The following is a 24,293-nucleotide window of genomic DNA, read 5'->3' as shown; positions in this document are numbered from 1 at the left end:
ATGATAAAAAACAGAAAAGAATACAGGAATATGCAGTTGTGAAATAGATATTTTTCTGGAAGTCCGGTTAGATTCCGGCACGGCTTATCCCCGCTGTAATGAGAACGAACACTGTCAGATCCACTGGGAAACTGGGAAGGGACAGCAAGTAGGTATGAACTCTTAGTCAGAATACAGTCAATTGCGTATAGATACTACACATATCCGATGGCATAAACGGATGTTTATTTTTTTTCAAAAAATCAGGAAAAATGGGGTGAAAATCTGGATTTTTTATAAAAAATGTATCGCAGAGATCGTGAATTAGCATAACATTTTTTTCTGAAAAGCTGTGAACGGATGGGGTATACCTGGCTTTTTAAATATGATACGGAAGGGGGACCGGTTTAAAAGGCAACAGGCAAATTGCGTGCAGAATCCAAGCATGGACAGAAGCACGCTGCAATAAGGAGGAGGAACGTAGATATGAGAAAACGATGGCTTGCGCTCTTACTGAGCTGTGCTGTTGCGGTAAACACTTGTGTAGTACCCGCTGCAGCCACCACAGTAAGCGATGCGGCGATTGCGACACAGCAGACCGTTTCGGCAGAAGATGCTGAAACACAACAGATTGATTCAGATGAAAATACAAAAGCACAGGGAGGACAGAATGCTGATCTGTATACTTCCGATGTTGCTTCCACAGAAACAGATACGACGGCTGTTTCAGAGACACATGATTTTCTGAGTGGTGTCCTGGTGTCCGGTATTTCCGGCGAAAAAGCTTTTGAAAACGGCGAGGTAACTATTCCGGCAGATACAAGTGCAACGTATCTGTCCATGAAGCCGGTGCTGAATTCAGAAGCTTCCAAAGATCCGTCCATGAAATATACATTCAAGTATATCGATCTGGATGGAAAAGAGTTTACAAAAGAAGATACGGCACGTAACGTATATGTGCGATTTGACCAGGCCTTCCTGGGAGTGAGCGGAAAAGGAAATGATCTGAGTCTCACAGTAACCAAGGGAGATGTGACTGAAACGTATGTTATCCATGTAGTGCGATCTGCAAAACTATCCGGTCTGTCCATGACAGATCATAACGGAAATGCAGTTTCCATCAGTCCGTCTTTTTCTTCCAAAAAGACTGCTTATACAGCACAGGTACTGGACAATGTATCAAATGTAACGATCAAAGCAATCGATCCGGTAGAGTTACAGAATCCGGAGGAATCCGAGATTCTGTTCAACGGAACAGCATCCGCAGACGGTACATATAAGCTGGATGTGGCAGACGGTGAGAACGTCGTTACGATCAAACCAAACAATGGCGCAGCAAGCGCAGACGAATATACACTGACGATCACAAAAGCAGCATCCGCTACTCTTGATGTGAATGTAGAGCCGGCAAACGCACAGGTGTGTCTGTATACTGACAAGGGTGAGCGTATTTATCAGGATAATGGTAAATACTATCTCGCTCCGAATACAGAGTATACATGGACTGCATCCTGTGAAGGATATGTGGGAAAAACAGATAAGATCACTCTGACAGAAGCGTCCACACTGGATATCACACTGGACAAAGCCGCTGAAGGTGAAAAACTTCCACAGCTGAAAGCAGAGTATCCGGGATTCCGTGCAGACTCCAACAATCAGTCCGTTATCAATGCAAAAACTCCTATTACAAAAGAAAGTATCGAAGTAAAATGGGAGCGTCAGATGGGTACATCTGTATCGCCTTCCAGCGGAAGTACACCGGTTATCGTAGATAACAAGGTATATACACAGTCCGGCGGTAAATTATATATGCTGGACAAAGAGACAGGTGAAGTCTTAAAGAGCAGCGACTGTTTCATGAATGCAGGATTCAACCTGATTCCGGTTACCTATGCAGACGGAATGATCTTCGTTCCGCTGGGCGGCGGTATCCAGTGCTTCAACGCTTCCACACTGGAATCTCTCTGGTGTTATAAAGGAAGAACCGGTGCCTGCAACAGCCCGATCCGTTATGAGAACGGAAGGATTTATGTAGGTTTCCAGATGGGCGATTTTGTGTGTCTGACAGCGACTGATGAAGATCCGTCCAACCAGACCGAAATGAAGACACCGTTATGGACCAATTACAGTACGAAAGGTTACTGGTGGGCCGGCGCATGGACAAATGACAACTATGTATTTGCCGTAGACGCAGGCGGCGCACTGATGGTCATGGATAAAAATACCGGTGTGACCGTACAGCGGATCCAGACAAAAGCAGACAAAGTAAGAAGTGATGTTTCCTATTATAACGGAAGAATCTACTTCTCTACACAGAGCGGATATCTGTATTCCTACAACCTGGCAGCAGATGGAAAAGTAGATCTGGATAACCTGATCGAGCCGTTATATTATGGCGGTGCAAGTACCTGTACACCGGCTATTTACAACAACCGTCTCTACATCGGTATTTCCGGTGGCAGTGGTTTTGGTGAGGATGGAGCGTCTATCCTGGTAGCGGATATCAATCCGGAGACAGGTGCCATGAGCAAAGCTTATCTGGTTCCGACCAAATCTGATTTTGCATATTGCCAGACATCCGGACTGATCATCAACGGCTATGAAGAAGAGACCGGATATGTATATGTATACTTCCTGGTAAACAGTGCAAAAGGTTCTCTGTACATGGTAAAAGATAAGCCAGGTATGACAGAAGCGGATCCGGAGAGTGGATTATTCTACAATCCGAGCCATGAGCAGTACTGTATCGCAAGTGCGGTAGCCGACAGCGATGGAACCATTTACCTGAAAAATGATTCCGCATGGCAGTTTGCACTCAAACGTGCAGAATCCTATCTGACCGACGTGGAAGTGACAGGCGGCAATGCAGTCATAGATGGCGGCAACGATTTTGCAGGAAGTGTTGCAGATCATACGGTAAATGTAGATCTGAATACATCAAAAGTTACGATGAACCTGACCGCTAATGCAGGTACAGAAGTACGTATCAATAGTGTTCCGGGTGCAAAACAGGATATTACATTGACCGGTGATACAACACCGGTAGAAGTACAGCTGATCAAAGGTGAGTCCACAAGAGTATACAACTTTGTAATCTACCGTGGACCGACATTAAGCAGCATGAACATTACCGACAATCCAAATGCCGGCATGGGAAAAGTATTTACCATGGATTCCGCGTTTGATCCGGTTCAGACAAATTATTCCGCAGGTCTTACGCTTGCATCCAGTATCCGTTCTGCATATATCTGGGTAAATTGGACAAACAGTACAGATGTTCTGACTGCAACCGCTGTCAGCGGTGTAAGAAACAAAGCAGAAGGCGACAGCATTAATATAAGAACTAACTATAAAGGCGATCGCAATATCTGCGTCGATTTTTCTGATTACACTGCAGGAGTTGCTACTTCAGCAACGGTAAAACTGACTCTGACATCCGCAGATGGTACACAGACAAGAGATTATCTCGTAACCGTTTACACAAACGGTGCACTGCCGGTTCTGACAATTGCGGATGATGCAGTAGCTGAGCGTACAGACAACAGTGCAAAGATTAATGTAACAGCAAACAAAGCAGGTACTTTATATTACCTGGTACAGAAAGCGGATAAAGCAGCCCCGGACGCAGCAACCATTCAGAAAGATGGTAAGAGTGCAGATGCAGTTGAGGGCGCAAATACGTTAGAACTGACAGATCTGACAAAAGCAGGATACAAAGTATATATGCTGCTGAAACAGGAAGATGGAAAAGTATCCGGAATCCGCAGCGTTGCTCTGGAAGAAATTCCGGAGAAACATGAGTTAATAAGTGCATTGGCAGTGTCCGGAATATCCGGAAACCAGGCTTTTGATCAGAAAGGCGAAGTAACATTTTTTGTAGATTCTGACAGTGACAGTGTTGGCTTCAAACCGCTCCTTGCTTCCGGTGCAAACAGTGATAATGAGGTAAAATATTCATTCCGTTACATCAGTCAGGATGGCAGAGAAGTTACACAGGCCGGCAGCGCAAATAATTCCTATATCTGGTTCAATGATAAACTGATTGAAGCCAGCGGAAAAGGCAATGATATTTACATGACTGTGACAAAGGGTGACGCAGAAGAACATTATGTCATTCATGTAAAACGCAACGGAATCTTAAAAAATCTGACATTAACGGATCAGAATGGTGATGCCATTGCATTTACACCTAAATTCTCTTATAAGACAACCGAGTATTCCGTGGATGTATTAGACGATGTTTCTTCTGTTACTTTTGCAGCAGTAGATCCGGCATACAGCAGTAAGCCGGAGGACTCCGATGTTCTGTTTAATGGCGAAAGTGCCAAAGGCGGTGTTTACACACTGGCACTCAAAAACGGTGAGAATAAAGTAGCAGTGAAGGTAAATAACGGTTCCGAGAATCCGATTATCTACAATGTTACGATCAACCGTGTAGAAGCAGTATATCTGGAAACGAAGACAGAGCCGGCAAATGCACTGGTCTGCCTGTACACAGCAAACAACGAGCGTGTATATCCGGAAAATGGAAGATTTAAAATGTTCCCGGGCACAGAGTATACATGGACCGCATCCTGTGACGGTTATGTAGGAAAGACAGACAAGATCACACTGGCTGAGTCTTCTGTACTGAACATTACACTGGATAAAGCAGCTGAGAGTGAGAAGCTTCCACAGCTGAAAGCAGAGTATCCGGGATTCCGTGCAGACTCCAACAATCAGTCTGTTATCAAGTCCAAGACTCCGATCACAAAAGAAAGTATCGAAGTAAAATGGGAGCGTCAGATGGGTACTTCTGTCACACCTTCCAGCGGAAGTACACCGGTTATCGTAGATAACAAAGTATACACACAGTCCGGCGGCAAATTATATATGTTGGACAAGGAAACCGGTGAAGTATTAAAGAGCAGCGACTGCTTTATGAATGCAGGTTTCAACCTGATCCCGGTTACCTATGCAGATGGAATGATCTTCGTTCCGCTGGGCGGCGGTATCCAATGCTTTAATGCTTCTACATTGGAGTCTCTCTGGTGCTACAAAGGAAGAAAAGGTTCCTGTAACAGCCCGATCCGTTATGACAACGGAAGGATTTATGTGGGATTCCAGCAGGGTGATTTCGTGTGTCTGACAGCGACAGATGAAGATCCGTCTGATCAGACAGAGATGAAGACTGCATTATGGACCAATTACAGTACCGCAGGTTACTGGTGGGCAGGCGCATGGACGAATGACAACTATGTATTCTCAGTAGACGCCGGCGGTGCACTGATGGTTATGGATAAAAATACTGGTGTGACAGTACAGCGTATTCAGACAAAGGCTGATAAAGTAAGAAGTGATGTTTCCTATTATAATGGAAGAATCTATTTCTCTACACAGAGCGGATATCTGTATTCTTATAACCTGGCAGCAGATGGAAAAGTAGATCTGGATAATCTGATTGAGCCGTTATACTTTGGTGGCGCAAGTACCTGTACACCAGCCATCTACAATAACCGTCTCTACATCGGTATTTCCGGTGGCAGTGCTTTTGGCGAAGATGGTGCATCTATCCTGGTAGCAGATATCAACCCGGAGAACGGTGCCATGAGTAAAGCTTATCTGGTTCCGACCAAGACTGATTTTGGTTACTGCCAGACATCCGGACTGATCATCAACGGTTACGAGGATGAGACAGGATATGTATATGTATACTTCCTGGTAAACAGTGCAAAAGGTTCCCTGTACATGGTAAAAGATAAACCGGGCATGACAGAGGCTGATCCGGAGAGTGGATTATTGTATACGCCGAGCCATGAGCAGTATTGTATCGCAAGTGCGGTAGCGGACAGCGACGGAACAATCTACCTGAAAAATGATTCCGCATGGCAGATGGCATTGAAACGTTCCAATGCATACTTGAAAAATATTGAAATGATTGGTGGCAATGCAGTGCTTGATGGCGGAAAAAACTTTGCAGGCAGCGTGGCAGAGCACTGGTTTAATGTGGATCAGGGTACGGAAAAAGTAACATTAAATCTGACTGCGAATGAGGGCACAGAAGTACGCATTAATGGTGTTCAAGGTGCAAAACAGGATATTACCTTAACCGGAGACAATACAAATGTAGAAGTTACACTTGTAAATGGTGAAGATACCAGAGTTTACAATTTTGCTATTTACCGTGGCCCGACATTGAGCAATATGTATGTATATACTAGTCCAAATAATGGAATGGGCAAGAACTATGTGATGGATCCGGAATTCAATCCAGTAAAGACAGATTATCTTGCAGGATATAGTTCTACAAAGGAGATTATGAGCGGTTATGTATGGTTTGTTAAGAATAATAGCACAGATACAATTAAGGCAACAGCCGTAAGTGGAATTGATGATTATAACGGTGGTACATTGCCGGAAGGAACTGAGCTGAATATTCGTACAAACTATAAAGGAGAAACATTTGTCGAAGTAGAGTTTGCTGAATATGGGGCAGGAGTTGCCACTACAGCTGCGATAAAACTTACCGTTACTTCTGCAGACGGAACACAAAGCAGAGATTATCTGATTACGCTGTATACGAATGATGCACTGCCAACCTTGACATTAGGTGAGAATGCAGTTGTTGAACGTACAGATAATGCAGCAAAAGTAGCTGTTACAGCAAACAAAGCAGGTACATTGTACTATCTGGCACAGGAAGCTGATAAAGCAGCCCCGGACGCAGAAACCATCGTAAAAGAGGGCAAGGTTGTAGATGTTGTTGCCGGTGAGAATACGTTAGAACTGACAGGCCTGACAAAAGCAGGCTATAACGTATACATGCTTCTGAAACAGGAAGATGGAAAAGCATCCAGAATCCGCAGCGTATCTCTGAAGGGACTCTGGACACTTGGTGATGTCAACAAAGACGATGTCGTAGATCTGACAGACGTAGCCGTATTACTGGACAAGATTACAGAGAATGAATCTGTATCCTTATCCACCGGTGATATCAATGGCGACGGTGTCGTTGATATGACAGATGTTTCTGTTTTATTAGATACGCTGACCGAGAAATAAACATCCAGAATATCTGAACAATTGACGCAGCCAATTGATTCGGAAAAGACGACAGCAATTTTAGAACAGACTGAGAGGAGAACCAAATGACAGGGAGACAGAAGAAAACTACAAAAAGGCTAGCATGGCTGCTGACACTGTTCCTTGTCATTTCGGCCATCCTTCCACAGCCCATGCAGGCGGCGGTGAGCAGCCAGACAGGACAGGTTGTGATGGAGGGGATCCGTCTCAGCAAAACAAGTCTGGTGATGAAGACCGGGGAAAGTAAGACCCTGACGGTATCTTTCCTGCCGGAGAATACCACAGAACAGCCGGATGTTATCTGGAGTTCCGATGACACAGATGTAGTGCAGGTAACCCAGGATGGAAAGACAGCCACAGTGACAGCACCGGAGGGCGAAGGCGGCACAGCCGTCATTACAGTAAAGGTTGGAACTTATACTGCCACCTGCCGGGTACTTGTGACCGTACAGGAGCCGATGCTGGAAAGTATGGTATTTATGCAGAACAGTTCCGGAAGCAACCGTTATGAACTGACGGAAGCAACGGAGGGTGTGCGGGAATATACCCTGCGGGTGCCGGAGAGCACCAATGTGGTATTTGTCAGACCACAGCTGCGGGATGATGCGCAGAATGCACAGATCACAGCCAGATTCACAGACGTGACTTCCGGACAGGAAGTGGCAGTGAATCTGCCGTCGGATGAAGTGACATCCCTGACCAGTGCTTCCACCGGAAGACTTCTGAAAGCTTACAATATTGAGCCGAAGGATCTGGTTATCGAAGTGAAAGACGGAGACTATCAGGAGGACTATCACATTCAGGTAGTGCGAGGTACATATCTGGGTGGATTTACTCTGACGGATGACCAGGGAACAAAGCTGCCATATACACCGGCATTTGACAAGCGGACATTTCAGTATTCCCTCCATGTTCCGTCCAGCAGAAAGCAGATCCATCTGTCCATGACCGGAGCGGAGAAGACAAGTACCTGTCTGACCGTAAACGGAGAAGCAGCGGAGGATGGTGCGTATACGGTGGATATCGCAGACCGTACCGATGGTCAGATCCGGCTGGTATTGCAGGCTGGAGACGGAACGCTGTCATCACCTTATGAATATGTGGTGACAGTTTATGTGGATGAGATCTGCTATGTATCCGTACATACAGAACCGGCGGATGCCGTTGTTTCCATCTATGATGCGGATAAAGTGAAGATCGATCCGAAAAATGGAACATTTGAACTGATCAAAGGTGCCGCTTATTCCTATACGATATCGGCACCGGGCTATCAGTCACAGTCCGGAACCTTTAAGGTGAAGGATAGTGAAACAAAACAGATTACATTAAAAAAAGGCTCAGACAGTCAGCAGGAACAGCTGAACGCAGAATGGGGCAGCTACTGGAAGACGGAGGACAATCAGAACATCCTGGAAGCCCAGACACCGGAATCTCTTTCCGGTGCAGAAGTAAAATGGAAAAAACAGTATGGTACATACGGGGATTATACCAACAGCATCAGCGATGGTATCCTGGTCGAGCAGTACATCTGCAGTTTCCAGGGACAATATCTGTATTATCTGGACCGGAACACCGGGGAGACCGTGAAGTCCGTAAAGATGCGGGGCAAAGGCAACAGTGCTTTTACAAAACCGCTGTATGCGGACGGTATGATTTTTGTTCCGCTGGTGAACGGAAGAATTCAGGCATTCCGAGCAAAAGATCTGGAATCGCTGTGGCTTTATACGGATGTCATCGGAGGAAATACAGCGACCGCACTCCGATATGATTCCGGATATCTGTATGCAGGATTTGCAGATGGCAATCTTGTCTGTCTGAACGCAGCAGATGAAAATGTGGATCAGAAGGATGAGGACAAGACACCAATCTGGCGGAAGTATGACAGCGGCGGTTATTACCGCAGCGGTGTTTATACCGGTGAAACATATCTGTACGCCTGCGGCCGTTCCGGCAGTCTGTACTGCCTGAATAAGAAAACCGGAGAAACCGTACAGACGATTGCACTTTCCACCGAATTGGGAGCACCTTCCAGTGCCATCAGTTATGCATCCGGCAGCATCTATTTTTCCACAGAGAACGGATATGTATGTGCATATCCACTGACAGAGGACGGATTGCCGGATACAGAGCATGCACAGCAGATCAGACTGGATGACACAATCTGTGGAACCCCTCTGATATATCAGGGAAGACTTTATGTGGGAAGTGCCGGTAAGGATTCGTATGGCACAATTCACAGTCCGTATCATCTGAATGTGGTGGATATCGGAAAAGACGGTACACTGAGCCTGGCTTACCAGATGAATGTCAGCGGATTCCCGAAAGGAAGCGGTACACTGACCACAGCTTATGAAGAACAGACCGGATATGTCTACGTATATTTTACGACAGACAGTACAAATGGAAGTATCTATCTGCTGAAAGATAAAGCAGGGCTTACCAGCCCGGGCGAGGGCAGCGGGCTGCTTTATCAGCAGAGCGAGGTCTATGGAAACGGCAGCGGTACCGTGCTGGCAGATAAAAATGGCAATCTGTATGTCCGGTATGAATCCGGTTGGATGTATGCCATCAAATCTTCCTCCCTGTATCTGGAAAATGTTATCATTTCAGACGGAAATGCCGTCGTTGATGATGGCGGAGCGTTTGACGGGCAGGCAGAAAACCATACGGTGATCCTGGATGCAGGAACTTCTGAGGTTACTATGAAGTTTGAAGTGTCTGATGGAACGCTTGTGACGGTGAACGGTAAGGAAGGAGCAGAGCAGAAGATCCGGCTGGTGGACGGCAAAGCAGAACTTTCCGTAATGCTTGGCAGAGAGGGACAGACCAGAACGTACCGGTTTTCGATTCATACGAAGAGCAGTGACACCAGTCTCAGTCAGCTGCAGGTCAGTTTTTCCACTATCGTGAATGTATTTGAGATGGAAATGGAACCCGCATTCCAGCCGGATATCACGGAGTACAATTCTTCACTTTTCGGAAGTGGAAAGGACAGAGAACCGTATTATATCTGGCCGGTAGCAGCAGACAGCAAGGCGACGGTTAAAGTGACAGCAGTATATGGTGTGGATGGGGTCCGTTCAGGACAGGAAATCACACCGGCCACGGCAGCTTTTGATGATCAGATCCGTGCCCGCTACAAAGTGCGGCCGTTATCTGAGACCGATCCGGCGCGTATCTGCATTACAGTGACAGCAGAGGATGGTGTGACTACACGCAGCTATTATATAAATCTGTACCGGAACAATGACTGGCCGGAATTTACCATTGACCGGGAGAATGTGACGAATCGTACCGCAGATTCCGTGACACTCCGGATCCATGCGAATATTGACGGGTATCTGTATTACCTGCCGGCCTACCGTGGGGCGTATGCTGATATTCCGGCTGCCAATGAGGTGAAGTCCCAGGGACAGCGTATTGCGATCCATGCAGGAGACCAGGTGGTGACCATTCCGGGGCTGGGAAAAGAGGAATGCACCCTGTATCTATACGAAATGAGTTATGCACAGCGTTTCAGCAATGGGGCGCAGCTTGATATCGCAGCATATACCGGTGGAGATAATCCGCCGGATCCCGTAACACCGACTCCGGGAGATCTGAATCAGGACGGAAAAATCGATATGACGGATCTGTCGTGGATACTGGATGCCCTTACTGCGGGCAGGAGCGTAGATCAGACTATGGGAGATCTGAACGGGGATTATGTAGTAGATATGACGGATGCGGCGATTCTGATGGATCAGATTACCGCAGCGTTATAAAATGATGTAAACAGCAAAATTAACTTTTGACACGCACATCATAAAACAAAAGGCACCAAAAAAGAAAAGGAGAAGAATCATGAAAGTCAGAAAGAAATTGACAGCATTGCTTGGCGCAACCGTCATGGCAGCAGCAGTAATGTTTGCAGCAGGCGGAACTGTAGATGCAAAGGCAGCAGCAAGTTACAAAGTAGACTGCTCAACAGGAGATGTCAGTGCTTATATCGGGGAAACAGTGGAAATCCCGGTAACTGTAAAAACGGAGCAGAAGCTGAGAGGTTTTCTTGGTAAATTAAAAGGAAACTACGATGAAACTGTACTGGAATTTGAGGGACTTGAGAAAAAAGATCTTCCGGAGAAAGCGATGGTATCCACTGCGGGAGGAAATTTCTCTTACCTGACATCTGCAAAAGATACTACCTTCTCGGAAGCAACGTTTGCATTAAAATTTAAAGTATTAAAATATGTAGATGATCCGGTAGAAGTAGCGATCAAAGGTCTGTATTTCACGGACGGCAATGAGAGCACAGCTCCGGTTGACCTGACTGCACATGTAACAACCAGAGACAAAGCAAGAGAGTTCACAGGTCTTCAGGAGAGAGAAGACGGTATCTACTATGTAAAAGAAGGCGAAGTAGATACTACTTATAACGGACTTTACAATGATGCTGTTTACGGATGGCGTTATGTCAAAGCCGGTAAAGTAGATGCTGAGTACACAGGTCTGTACAATGACAGTGTATGCGGCTGGTGGTACATCAAAGACGGTGCGGTAGATTTTGATTATACAGGGCTCGCTGAGTGTGAGTATGGCTGGTGGTATGTAGTTGGTGGAACCATCGACTATGGCTACACAGGACTGGTATATGACAGCAACTATGGCTGGTGGTATGTAGAGAATGGCAATATCAATTTTGGCTACACAGGTCTGTACAATGACAAGAACTGTGGCTGGTGGTATGTAGAGAATGGAACCATCACATTTGCGTTCACAGGGCTGACAGCAAACGAATATGGCTGGTGGTATGTGGAGAACAGCACAATCACATTTGTACGCACAGGACTGGTATATGACAGCAACTATGGCTGGTGGTATGTAGAGAACAGTGCGATCAACTTCGGTTACACAGGACTGGTATACGACAGTAACTGTGGCTGGTGGTATGTAGAGAACGGTGCAATCAACTTCGGTTACACAGGACTGGTATACGACAGCAACTGTGGCTGGTGGTATGTAGAGAACGGTGCCATCAACTTTGGGTATACAGGAACTGTAAGAAATGCATACGGTGTATGGAATGTAGTTGGAGGAGCAGTCAGATTCTAACGTGAATAAGCAAGTAGCGTGGGCAGATTGCGAATAATTATCTGACAATTATTGCATACACATCATTTAGATGGACACAAGGAAGTAAAAAACAGGTTTGTTTCGGACTTTGCAACCGGAACAAACCTGCTTTTGTCAAAAAAAACAGGGGAATTTCATGAACAGACCGGGAAGTAGAAACAGAAAAAATAAAAAGAAAATAACAGGAGCACTGGCGGGAGCCGGAATTGTGGCTCTGTTTCTGGCGCTGATGATTTCTTTTGGAAAGACAGCCCCGGAAAATCCCATGGACAGGAACCGTGCGGATGCATCACGGATGTATCTGCTTTCCTCTACGCTGGATATGGACATGGATCAGCTGGCGAATATCGGAAATGCAAATATTAATGCAGGTGATTCCGCCAATCAGGCAGAACAGGAAGAACAGCAACAGGAAGAAGAGAAACAGGAACAAAATCAGGATACTCCTCAGCAGGAGCAGCAACAGAATCAGGATACACAGAATCCGGATCAGAATATAAGCGATCCGAATATCCAGAACGCAGTGGCTGCCGATATTCCAGGCAGTCTGATGAATCTGATCCAGAAAAACCAGAGCGGCGGCAGTGGAAACGGAAGTTCCGATCAGCCGGGCGATGATCAGGGCAATGGTTCAGGCGATGGAACTACCGGGGGCAATTCCGGAATTCCATCCGATGGTGGTCAGCAGACCACATTGAATCCGTCACAGTCTGCGGCGTTATTTACCACAAGCTTGAAGGACGGAGATGAGGTGACAGATCCGGAATATCCCTTTACCGTGGATCTCACCGAAAAAGGAAAACAGCTGACACTGGTCAGCATGACAGTGAATTTGAATGGAAGCGGGCGGATCTGCAGGAGCAGGGATTCGCTGACGTTAAAGGAAGGTGCCAACTCGGTCTATGTCACAGTGCGTTTCCGTGACAGTAAATATAACCAGATTGACGCATCGACTAAAATATATACGATCTATTACTACCCGGAAAACGAGGTGGAACTGGTAGTAAGAAATGCACGGACAGGTGAGTACATCAATGATCAGGATGCACTGACGGTGATGCAGGATTCATTCTGGATCGAGGTCAGGGCGAGAAAAGCCTCCGGTGGTGTCATCAATGATGTGGCTGCCCGGGTGCGTCTGAATAACAAGATACAGAAAGCAGATTCTGACGGTATCTACCGGATGGGTCTGACACTGGGAAACAATCAATTAAAAGTAACCGCCGGGGAGGGCGGCAACACCCAGAAGACGATTTCCTGTACGGTAAATTATAAAATCGACAATTTTATGATCAGTTTTGAGAGCTCAATCCGGACAGAGAAGATCTCCAACAATCCGGGCATCGGTGACAAAGTATTCAAGGGAATCACGAAGCTGAAATATGCCTCCACATCCGGTGATTTTTCTTTCCGGGTACGCAATTCCACGGTAACCGGTGTGGAGAAGATTGACAAGATCCAGATGACGAACCGTTACGGTACACTGGATATCACAGATCTGGCGGGAGCGGACGGATACATCCAAATCACCCTGGATGCGTCAAGAAGCACGGACATTAAAGTATATTGTACGGATTCTGACGGGGAACCACAGTGGTACACCTGGTCTGTCACCTATGAACGGGTACTGGATCCGGCAGAAAACCAGAGAAAGGCACCGGTCATCCGTGCTGATGTTACCAATGAGACGGTAAACAAGAATCCGTTTATCATTCCAATCAAGGTATTCGATTATAACGGAAATGAGTTAAAGGCAAATCAGAATTTTACACTTTATCTGAACGGAGCATATCAGGACTATCACAGCCGTGAGACGGATGGTACGTATGAGTACAATCTGGTTCTGACAGAAGGACCGAATACTGTAGTGATCAAAGCGGTGGACAATGAGGGATACACGGCAGAGAAGACACTGACGGTTACTTACAATCCGGTGGCGGAAGAGGCAAGGGTGCGTGTGATCGTATCCGGTGAGGTGCTGGGACTTGGTACTATGATCGATGAGACAATTACGGCGAAATCCGATCAGACGGTGGCACAGATCGTGGAAAATCGTCTGGCAGCACATGGTTACAGTACGATTCATGACGGTGTGGCGGATGCGGACAGCTATTTCCTGCGCCATGTCATGAAGACCGGTATCACAGACGGATGGAGCATTTCTGCTGAGGAACGGTCACTTCTGGAGATGCTGGGGTATGATATTGCAGAAGGTCCGAAGAATCCGAACAGTCTGGGAGAACGAGACTTTACTGCTGGTTCCGGTTGGATGGTGACGCTGAATCACTATTATATTGCGCAGACCATGGGAACACGGCCAATCCGTGACGGAGATGAAATCCATCTGATCTACACGCTGAGTGTGGGTAAGGATATTGGAGTGGATACAAGTTCAAGTATCTATGATTAAACAGGAGGATCATGTTTTTCACAGGTGATCGCAGGACATCTGTAAAAATAATGACAGAATAACAGGTTTATAAGGGAGGCAGACAGAATGAACAGTCGTACAGATGCGATCATAAATGAGATTGAAAAAGTAATTATCGGAAAAAGAAATGTTGTGGAGCGTGTGCTGATGGCAATCTTATCAGAGGGGCATATCCTTCTGGATGATGTGCCGGGAACCGGTAAGACCACACTGGCACTGACGTGCTCTGTGGTCATGGGGGTACAGTATCAGCGTATGCAGTTTACACCGGATGTTGTGCCGTCGGATATCGTTGGATTTTCCGTGTATAACAAGGCAACCGGCGGGTTTGATTACAAACCGGGCGTAGTTATGACCAACCTCCTGCTGGCAGATGAGATCAACCGTACGTCCAGTAAGACACAGTCGGCGTTGCTGGAGGTTATGGAAGAAGGACAGGTGACCGTGGATGGTGTGACACATCAGCTGCCAAAACCGTTTGTAGTGATTGCAACTCAGAATCCGGTTGGTTCTGCGGGAACACAGCTGCTGCCGCAGGCTCAGCTGGACCGATTCGTGATCCGTCTGCAGATGGGATATCCGGATTTCAAGAGTCAGGTGGAAATCCTCAGAGACAGACAGAAAGTAAATCCGCTGGATCATATCAGCAAAGTGATCTCAGGGGAAGATATCATTGCCATGCAGCAGGAAGTGCGTGATATCCATGTGGAGGATTCCATTCTGGAATATGTCACTGCCCTGGCCACAGCCACCAGAGAGCATGAACTGATCCGTCTCGGAGTCAGTCCGCGAGGTGCCCTGGCAATTGTGCGTATGGCAAAGGCACATGCGTATCTGGAAGGCAGAACGTATGTCATTCCGGAAGATGTACAGCAGATTTTTACCGATGTGTGTGCCCATCGAATTATTTTGAACCCGAAAGCAAGAGTTTCTGAGTTGTCTGCGGATGATATTCTCAGACAGGTCATGAAACAGACAAAATCACCGGATATGGGCCGGTAACAGGAGGAGACTATGAAAAAGTCCAGAGTATTATGGGGACTGTGGTTGTTGATGTCGGTGATTTTTTGTATGGCGACTGACAGTATGGCAGGATATCTCCTGGTGCTCCTTTCTGTAATCGTTCCGTTGCTGGCGGCTCTTCCGGTACGCCGGGCTGCGAAAAGGTTAGAAACAGAACTGACAATTTCAGCTTATGGAGAGAAAGGCACAGCATTTGCAGGGAAAATCCTGCTGACAAATAAAAGCCTGTTTCCCACAGACCGGATTCTTTGCCGTGTCAGCTGCGAGAATCTTTTGACCGGTGAGAAAGAGGTGATCTCCATTCATATGGCAGCACCGTCCAGAAGCAATACAGATACAGAGTTTCTGCTAAAGAGCCGACACGCGGGCAAGGTACGCCTTTCCCTTCAAAAAATGATCTGTTATGACTCTTTTGGTCTGTTTCCGGTAAAGACAGTGCCATCCCGGGAGATTTCTGCATTTGCACTGGTGGTGCCGGAGAGTTTTTCTCTGGAGACACAGATTGTTTATGGAGAGAGTACAAATATGGATAGTGATGAGTATTCCATGAAAAAGGCGGGCTACGATCCATCTGAGACGTTTGCGATCCGTGAATATCAGCCCGGAGACCGGATCCGTCAGATCCACTGGAAACTGACGGAGAAGTTTGACAATCTCATGGTGCGGGATTATGGACTGCCAATTCAGAATACGATTCTTTTATTGTTGGAGACCGGATATGGTACAGAGGAAGCAGATGCGGATTGTCTGGATGCACTGGCAGAGGCATTGTATTCTGTCTCACAGGAACTGTTGAGTCAGCAGATTATTCACAGCATCGGCTGGCAGAATCACGAGGAAAATACTTTTCAGTGTGTGGAAGTGGAAACAGAGGAAGATTTGAACGCACTGCTGCCGGAATTGCTGGGGGCCGTACCGGGCAGAGATGGCATGAGTGTTGCCGATCATTATATGGAAAGCCGGGAGCAGCTGGAATTTGCACATATGGTGATTTTTTCACAGGCGCATCAGGCGAGCCTGGGCGGATTGGCAAGTCAGTGTATTCTGACGGAAGTGATCTGTTCCGGAGAGGCAGCCGGGTATGATCAGCAGGATGGCATTGCGATTCTGGGCGGAACACCGGAGAATCTGCCCGAGACACTGTCGTATCTTGAAATTTAGAGAAGAATGCAAAAAAATCAGATAGGGAAAATTGCAATGGATGCAAGAGACATCATGGAAAGATAAATGATTATGAAGAATAACAGAAACAGTAATAAAAAGAAAGGCGCGTTTTTACTGCGCCCGGTACAGGTGCAGAATGGAAGGAAAAACCGGCTGACGGCATTTCTGACAGATGTCTGCTTTGTATGGCTCTACCTGGCAGGTATGACTTTCTGGCTGGAGAGTTCCCTGCAGCTTGATATCTCTATTGGAATCTGTCTGCTGGCGGCGCTGGCTGCAGCCCTGCTTCAGCAGCTGGCAGCCGGTGGATGGTCAGAGAATGGTGCCGGAAGACGATGGCTTGGAATTCTGAGCTGGTGTGGTGCCCTGGCGGTGATCGCCCTGGCGGCACATCAGATGTGGCTCAGTGGTATCCATCAGATCTGCAATCATGCAGTTGACATGCTGGGGCATCGGTTTCCGTACCTGTTTTCATCCTATGCTGTGACCGTGGACACTTCTGCTGCACAGTATCTGGCAGTGCTCTGGGTGATGCTTTTGCTGGCACTGGCAGGCGGGTATCTGGTGCGCAGTGGAAACCGGATACTGCTTGGTATGCAGATTGTCTGTATGCTGGTTTTGCAGCTGGTGACAGGTATTGGTCCGGTGCAGATCCGCAGTTTTGTCCCGGTGTTGTGCTGTCTGATCGCTGTGTGGATGCGGGGGCATGGAGAACAGATTGCCGCAGGCAGACAGCGTCTGGCGGCATTGCAGAATGTTATCGGACTGGCTGTTCTGACGGTTATCGTTCTGGCAGCTGGCAGTCTGGCATTAGGAAAACTGGTGCCACAGGATGGGACGGTATTGTCGGATTGGAAAGCAGCAGCCGTGGAAAAAATCCGGGATCTTCGCTACGGAGGCAGTAATGAAGTGCTTCCGGACGGAAGTTTTTCCGGACTGGGTTCCTTTCAGCCGAAGGGGGATGCAGTGCTGACGGTGACGATGAGCCAGCCGGAATCTTATTATCTGCGAGGCTTTATCGGAAGTGATTACACCGGGGATGGTTGGAAAGATACGGATGCGGTGAAACTCTGGAAAAGCAGGGATTTATTTTACTGGCTTCATCGGGACGGTTTTTACGGACAGGAGACATTGTCAGATGCGGCCTTGATTTTTGGAAGTGAGGAAGACCGGACGCAGAAGAATAACATAACCGTGAAAAACACCGGTGGCAGCTCCAGATACTATTATGTGCCGTATGAGCTGGATAGCAGTGCGGATTCCGGTGTGCAGGCAGCACTGGGCGAACAGAAAATCGGAGACAGCACCATCATAGCAGACGGACTGCGGGGACAGCGGCAATATACATACCAGGCACTGCTGCCACAGATTACAAAATATCCGGTCTATACCACAGCATTGCTGGATGCAGACGCACTGGACGAGGCAGGCAAAAATTATCAGAATCTGGAATCTTATTATAATGAATTTGTATATCACACCTACCTGGATATGCCGGAGCGGATCCAACGCACACTTTCTTCTCTGCTCGGGGAAGCCAAGATTCCGGAGGGCGAGAAACATGTGGACTATTCAGAGGCAAAGGAGAATATCCTGTATCTTCTGACATCGGCTTATACGGATAGCAATCAGCTGGATGAGCGCTGGACAGGAGATGATTTTATCTTTGATTTTCTGCAGATTTCACAGAAAGGATATTCCGTTCATTTTGCAAGTGCAGCGACCATGATGTTTCGTTATTACGGAATCCCGGCACGATATGTGGAAGGATATCTGATCACGCCGGAGGATGCACAGGCGATGACAGCCGGAGAACCGTATGTGGTGGATGATACGCATGCACATGCCTGGGTAGAATATTATCAGGATGGTGTGGGCTGGCTGCCGTTTGAGACGACACCGTCCTATCTGGATATTATGAACAAGGCGGAGGATTATCAGAATATCAGCGGCGTGTCCGGCGGAAGTTCCCAGGATGAACAGGATATGGAGCAGCAGGAGGAAGAGAAACAGGAGGAAGAAGAACCGGATGAGAAGATTGACTGGGTACAGGTGATCCTGATTCTGCTGGTGATCGGCATCTGTGTGTTGCTTCTTGTAATGATTGCATTCCTGATGTGGGTATTGATACAGCGGCATAAGAGCAGGGTGCTGAAACGGAAGTTTGATGATGAGAATGCCAGAGAGGCGGTCAGAGCCATGTTTGAATATACGATGAATATTCTGGCGGCGGCAGGACTGAATATCCGGAATACTTCCCTGTATCGGTATGAGAAGCAGATCGCAAAGATGTTTGACGAAGAAACCGCAGCGGAGTATCATCATATTGTAGATATCCGTCAGGAAGCGGTGTACAGCAGCAATGAGATGACGCCGGAGCAGAAGGCGCAGATGATGGCCTTCAAGGAGAAAATTTGGAAGCGGATCTACACAAATGGAACTCTGATACAGAAACTGCAGTTGAAATATATTTATTTCTTATAGGGAACAGGAAGCGGGAGACAGCAATGAGGAAAAAACAGAAGATTTCAAAAGTGAAGAGAATAGGAACGTGCCTGGTGGCATGTATCATGATCGCGGCGATGACCATTACTTCTGTGCCCCTGTTTCAAACGGAAGTCCGGGCGGCGGGAGTATCCAATCCCTGGGACGGAAGCAGCAGGGAAGTACCGGAGACGGATGAAGACGGTACTTATCTGATCCATAACGGTGCGCAGCTTGCCTGGTTTGCAGATCAGGTCAACAGCGGAAATGGTGAGATCAACGCGAGACTGGAAGATTATATTTATCTGAATAAGTATAATACCTCCCACAAATGGGTGATCATCGGAGACAGCCAGGAGCATCCGTACAAGGGAACCTTTGACGGAAACGGACAGAAAATTGTGTACATGAATGTGGAGATCAATGAGAATATGCCGGAAAAACGCTATGCGGGTCTGTTTGGCGTCATCGACGGCGGAAGTGTCCGCAACCTGACAGTGCTTGGAAAAGTCATGAGTAACTATGCAAGCTATACCACCGACGGGGCCAACGACCAGTTTTACTCCGGAAGCGGCGGTGTGGCCGGTTATCTGAAAAACGGAAGTATCGTAAACTGTGTAAACTATACGAGAACCACCATGGAGGGAGATGCCCTGTATCGAAATGCGGGCGGTATCGCCGGTATCAGCGAGGGCGTGATCTCCCGGTGTGAAAACTATGGAAAGATATCCACCACGGTAGTGATCGCGCAGAACCATGTAGGTGGTATCGTGGGTCTGGTGTCCGGTGCCAATGCGGAAGTAACCACCAGTGTCAACCATGCCAATGTGCAGGGATATTATTGTGTGGGCGGTATTGCCGGAGCGGTAAAAGCCGGAGCGGAAGTACACCTGAGTGCCAATTACGGCGATGTCAAGGGTAACGGTATCATCGGCGGTGTGGCAGGACGGGTGTCCACCACCGGTATGTACAGCAATGGTACCGCAAAAGAATGTGCGGTTTACGATGTCTATAACTTAGGTCTGGTCAGTGGCTATGGAACCACTGCCGGAAGTGAGATGGGCGGTATCGTGGGCGAAGCCGGATATGAGAACTGGAAGCAGGAGGCACTGCCTCCGATGCCGGTGATTGAGCGGGCCTATTCCGTGCCGATCAGCAGTGGTGTGGCCAGAAACGGCGGCATCATCGGTTATCTGCTGAGCGGATGTTATGGAACGGTATATGCCATCAGTTCTTCCAGTTACGGACCGAATGTGGTGGGAGCCACTAATAACCGTGCAGTGAAGATCCTCGGAGAAGCACGGAAAGTGACAGAAGCTGAAATGAAAGGGGAAGTGGTGCTGGAAAAACTCGGCAGCGCATTTACCGCTTCCAATGCGTATGATACGGAGAACAAAGGATATCCGAAACTGGCATGGCAGAGTCTGCCATCCGAACTGTTGGATCGTATGGATGCGGCACAGTTGGAACTGAGTGGCTGGCTCACAGAGAACAACCGGAAAAAATATGGCAAGAATTATGTCAAGATTGAATCTCTGGTCAAAACATACAAAGAAAAACTGTCAGCGGCAGCGTCTGAAGAGGAACTGGATCAAATGATGGAGGAGGCAAGAGAAAAACTGACCGCCATCAAGCCGGGGGTCGGACAGGATACGGATCTGGCGGATGCCATTGACAATGGTATTATCGCCCTGGAAGAGTATCACAAGCGTCTGGTGAAAGAAAATCCGGATCTGACAGATGACCAGAAGCTGCAGCTGGAGAATGTGCTGACAGCATGGAAAGAAAAACTGGAGACAGCAGAGTCTGAGGATGATGTGCGGCTTCTGGTGCGTGACGGAAAAGATGCATTGGAAGATGAGATTGCATCATTTACTGCAGATAAGAAACTGGAAGAAGTCCGTGCCAATGCGGTACAGGTACTGACAGATTACCGTGCGTCTGAGACTTACGATGTGGTATGGATGCACAAGATCAAACTGGTTCGGGATGGATTTATCAGTGACCTGCAGAAAGCACAGACAGTGGCAGAACTGAACAAGCTGCTGGAGCAGGCGAAAAATGAGATCGACGCCATCATCGACCAGATTCCGGAGACCGGAGCCTGGGATGGTGTGACAAAGACAGAGCCGAAGGCCGATGAAAACGGAGTTTACCAGATCACCAGCGGTGATGAGCTGGCATGGTTTGCAGATCAGGTCAACCAGGGAAAAGGAAGCCTGAATGCCGTGCTCTGTAACGATATCAGTCTCGGTGGAAAATACTGGACACCGATTGGAAAGAGTGCGGATAAGACGTTTTCCGGAACCTTTGACGGGCAGGGACATGTAATCCGCGGTCTCTATCAGGATGTGGAAAGTGATTTTACAGGGCTGTTCGGCGCTGTCCGGGGAGCCGGAGCATCTGTCAGCCATCTGACGGTATCCGGTAATATCAAACTCGGTGGAAGAGTTACCTATGTGGCAGGAATTGCGGGTTATGTGGCAGGGAAGAACAGTGATGCAAAGGCACAAATCACAGACTGTCACAGCAAAGTCAGCATTACGGTAACCGGGATCCGTACACTGGACGCCGGTGTGGCGGGTGTAGTCGGATACAGTACAAATGCAAAAATCACCAACTGCTCAAATGAAGCGACAGTAGAAATCGTATCGGCAGGACGGGGTGGTCTGACGTATTACGCTGGAGGTATTGTGGGCGTGGCACGAACCGGCTGTCAGATCGAGGCTTGCACGAATAAAGGAACGGTCTGGTCTGCACATGCGGCAGGCGGACTGATCGGTGGTATTCTGACATCGGATATATCCTGTCGTTCCAGCTATAATGCAGGAGATATTTCCGGACTTTACTATGCAGGAGGAATCTGTGGAGTTATGCTGAATGATACCGCAGAATTTAACCGGTGCTATACGTCCGGTACTGTCAATGCAAAGGATTCCGGTCTGGCACTGGGTGCACTGTTTGGCAGGATCACCGGAAGTAAGGAGATGATTCTGTTTGCACTGAAGCGTGCGGACAATATCGGACGTACTCTGGTGGGAAGCTCCGGTGATTTCTCTGCCTGCGGTAAATTTGTCAGTGAAAAAGAACTGAAAAGCGATGATATGTTAAACAATCTGAATGCAGACGGCAATCAGTATATCCACGATTATCTCGGATTCCAGAACGGTTATCCCATCCTTGCCTGGGAAATGACATTGGAAGATTTTCAGGCCGGTTCTATCTCGTCACTGAACAGCAGTGTCAGCGAAGCAGATTACACCGCAGAAAACTGGAAACAGGTGCAGAAGATTCTGGCGGATGCAGCAGACCGGATTCATCAGGCAGCGGATATGGAGGCAGTAGATGCCATTCGAACAGAAACACAGACAGCTTTAAAAGCGATTGAGACACTTGCAGGTGCACAGGAGCGGAAGCTGCAGGAGGCGAAAGAGGAAGCCATCCACCTGCTGGAAAACTATGTGGATCTGGAAAGCTACCGGGATGAGGAAAAGAGCGAGATTCAGTCTCTGATCGCCAATGCGAAGAAATACATTCTGCTGGCAGATACGATTGCGGAAGTAGAACGGCACAGCAGTGAGACAAGAAGCAAGATTGACCGGATTCCGGATGCATGGCAGTATGAGCATCAGCTGGATATGGCAGCGGCAACCCAGGTGGACAGCTATATAATGAATATCGGTGAAGTTATTTATACACCATATGTCAAAATGTCCATTCAGATTGCGAGAACGGCATATGACAGTCTGACGGAGAGACAGAAAAATATGGTAACGGCATATCAGATCTTATTGGATGCTGAGAAACAGTGGGAGATTCTGGAAGCAGAAAACAGTTATACAGACGAAGATCTGGCACTGGTGGCAGAGGTGGATAAACTGATCGATGCAATCGGAAGCGTAACCGAGGACAGCGGAGAGGCAATTGAAAAAGCACGTTATGCCTATGACAGTCTCCCGGAAAAAATAAAAACGATTGTTTCACATCCGGAAGTACTGATACAGGCGGAGCAGACCTATAACCAGCTGAAAGCTTCAAAAGTCGTGGCAGCCATTGCCGGAATTGGAGAAGTGACGCTGGAGAAGAAAGAACAGATTTTTGCTGTTCAGGCGCAGTATGAGACACTGACGGAAATACAGAAAAAACTGGTGACGGATTATAACGTACTGGTGCAGGCAATCCGCAGATATCAGAATCTGGTGGTAGTACAGCCGGTAATCCAGCAGATCCATGAGCTGGGCGGAGTGGAGAGTATCACACTGGAGAGTGGAACAGCCATCATGGCAGCCATTAACATGTACAATGCCCTGACCGGTGAACAGCAGGAACTGGTGACAAATTATGATGTACTGGAAATGCTGATCAGAGTCTATGATTCGAAAGCGGCCATTGATCGTGTAACGCGGCTCATTGACAGTATTGGAGCGGTGAGCAGCGCAAGCGGTTCACAGATTCAGGAAGCAAGGGCAGCGTATGATGCACTGACGCTGGATGAGCAGAAACAGATCCGGAACCTGTCGGTGCTGGAGCATGCGGAAGCAGCCTATGCGGCATTGACACAGAATGGCGCAAATGCACGGCCGGGAACGGGAGAAGGAAATCAGGAGACACTGGAGAGCCTGCGAAACGGAGGCAATACGTTCGGACTCAGTGATCTGGCACAGAACGGCCAGAATATGACCGGGGAAGTGGCAGGAACGATAGAAGGAGTGCTGCCGGAAGAAGCCCATGATGCACAGGCGCAGGATCAGACACAGATTCCGGTGGAAGATACGCAACTTCCGGACTGGCTGGCCAGTCAGCTGGATGAGGGGGCAGCAGAGGACAGTACAGCGGTAAAGACGACCGGAAAGGATGGAACATACCGGACACTTCTGTCGGTACTGGTGATCGTATTTACAACCTGCGGCATTGTGACGATCGGTTTTGCGGTGGCACTGGCTGAGGCAGCAAAAAAACGAAAAGCAACACAGGTTCATTATTAGACAGCAGACCCGGGGCGGATGGATAATAAGCGATAAGAGAAGCATCCGGCGTA

8 protein-coding genes and 1 riboswitch are annotated in these 24,293 nt (G+C 47.7%); all 8 genes read left to right on the top strand.

From position 1 onward, the window contains the following. Window positions 1-19 precede the first annotated feature (19 nt). A riboswitch (cobalamin riboswitch) is annotated at window positions 20-198 on the top strand. A 267-nt stretch (window positions 199-465) separates the two neighbouring features. Beyond that, a complete protein-coding gene (locus ACIRUQ_RS09810) occupies window positions 466-7,020 on the top strand; it encodes a cadherin-like beta sandwich domain-containing protein (protein WP_055290260.1) in 6,555 nt (2,184 codons plus the stop codon). An 86-nt stretch (window positions 7,021-7,106) separates the two neighbouring features. Then, entirely contained in the window at window positions 7,107-10,805 is a 3,699-nt protein-coding gene (locus ACIRUQ_RS09805; protein ID WP_055290259.1) for a cadherin-like beta sandwich domain-containing protein, read from the top strand. Window positions 10,806-10,884: 79 nt separating this feature from the next. Continuing rightward, entirely contained in the window at window positions 10,885-12,132 is a 1,248-nt protein-coding gene (locus ACIRUQ_RS09800; RefSeq protein ID WP_021740267.1) for a cohesin domain-containing protein, read from the top strand. A gap of 157 nt (window positions 12,133-12,289) precedes the next feature. After that, window positions 12,290-14,563, top strand: a complete 2,274-nt coding sequence (locus tag ACIRUQ_RS09795) for a hypothetical protein (RefSeq protein WP_055290258.1) — start codon at window positions 12,290-12,292, stop codon at window positions 14,561-14,563. 87 nt (window positions 14,564-14,650) lie between these two features. Then, a complete protein-coding gene (locus ACIRUQ_RS09790; RefSeq protein ID WP_021740265.1) occupies window positions 14,651-15,586 on the top strand; it encodes a MoxR family ATPase in 936 nt (311 codons plus the stop codon). 12 nt (window positions 15,587-15,598) lie between these two features. Continuing rightward, entirely contained in the window at window positions 15,599-16,768 is a 1,170-nt protein-coding gene (locus tag ACIRUQ_RS09785) for a DUF58 domain-containing protein (RefSeq protein WP_055290257.1), read from the top strand. A 72-nt stretch (window positions 16,769-16,840) separates the two neighbouring features. Next, entirely contained in the window at window positions 16,841-19,255 is a 2,415-nt protein-coding gene (locus tag ACIRUQ_RS09780) for a transglutaminase family protein (protein WP_172679887.1), read from the top strand. Between the two features lie 23 nt (window positions 19,256-19,278). Beyond that, window positions 19,279-24,240, top strand: a complete 4,962-nt coding sequence (locus ACIRUQ_RS09775; protein ID WP_055290255.1) for a hypothetical protein — start codon at window positions 19,279-19,281, stop codon at window positions 24,238-24,240. Window positions 24,241-24,293 lie beyond the last annotated feature (53 nt).

This window comes from Eubacterium ramulus (assembly GCF_045002895.1).
Taxonomy (GTDB): Bacteria; Bacillota; Clostridia; order Lachnospirales; family Lachnospiraceae; genus Eubacterium_I; species Eubacterium_I ramulus.
Note: the sequence above shows the minus strand (reverse complement) of the source record. Positions and strands in the feature narration are given on the sequence as shown.

Excerpts from the sequence above, each read along its gene's own strand:
- ACIRUQ_RS09785 (WP_055290257.1), top strand. The coding sequence starts at position 15,599 with ATGAAAAAGTCCAGAGTATTATGGGGACTGTGGTTGTTGATGTCGGTG.
- ACIRUQ_RS09810 (WP_055290260.1), top strand. The coding sequence starts at position 466 with ATGAGAAAACGATGGCTTGCGCTCTTACTGAGCTGTGCTGTTGCGGTA.
- ACIRUQ_RS09800 (WP_021740267.1), top strand. The coding sequence starts at position 10,885 with ATGAAAGTCAGAAAGAAATTGACAGCATTGCTTGGCGCAACCGTCATG.
- ACIRUQ_RS09795 (WP_055290258.1), top strand. The coding sequence starts at position 12,290 with ATGAACAGACCGGGAAGTAGAAACAGAAAAAATAAAAAGAAAATAACA.
- ACIRUQ_RS09805 (WP_055290259.1), top strand. The coding sequence starts at position 7,107 with ATGACAGGGAGACAGAAGAAAACTACAAAAAGGCTAGCATGGCTGCTG.
- ACIRUQ_RS09780 (WP_172679887.1), top strand. The coding sequence starts at position 16,841 with ATGAAGAATAACAGAAACAGTAATAAAAAGAAAGGCGCGTTTTTACTG.
- ACIRUQ_RS09790 (WP_021740265.1), top strand. The coding sequence starts at position 14,651 with ATGAACAGTCGTACAGATGCGATCATAAATGAGATTGAAAAAGTAATT.
- ACIRUQ_RS09775 (WP_055290255.1), top strand. The coding sequence starts at position 19,279 with ATGAGGAAAAAACAGAAGATTTCAAAAGTGAAGAGAATAGGAACGTGC.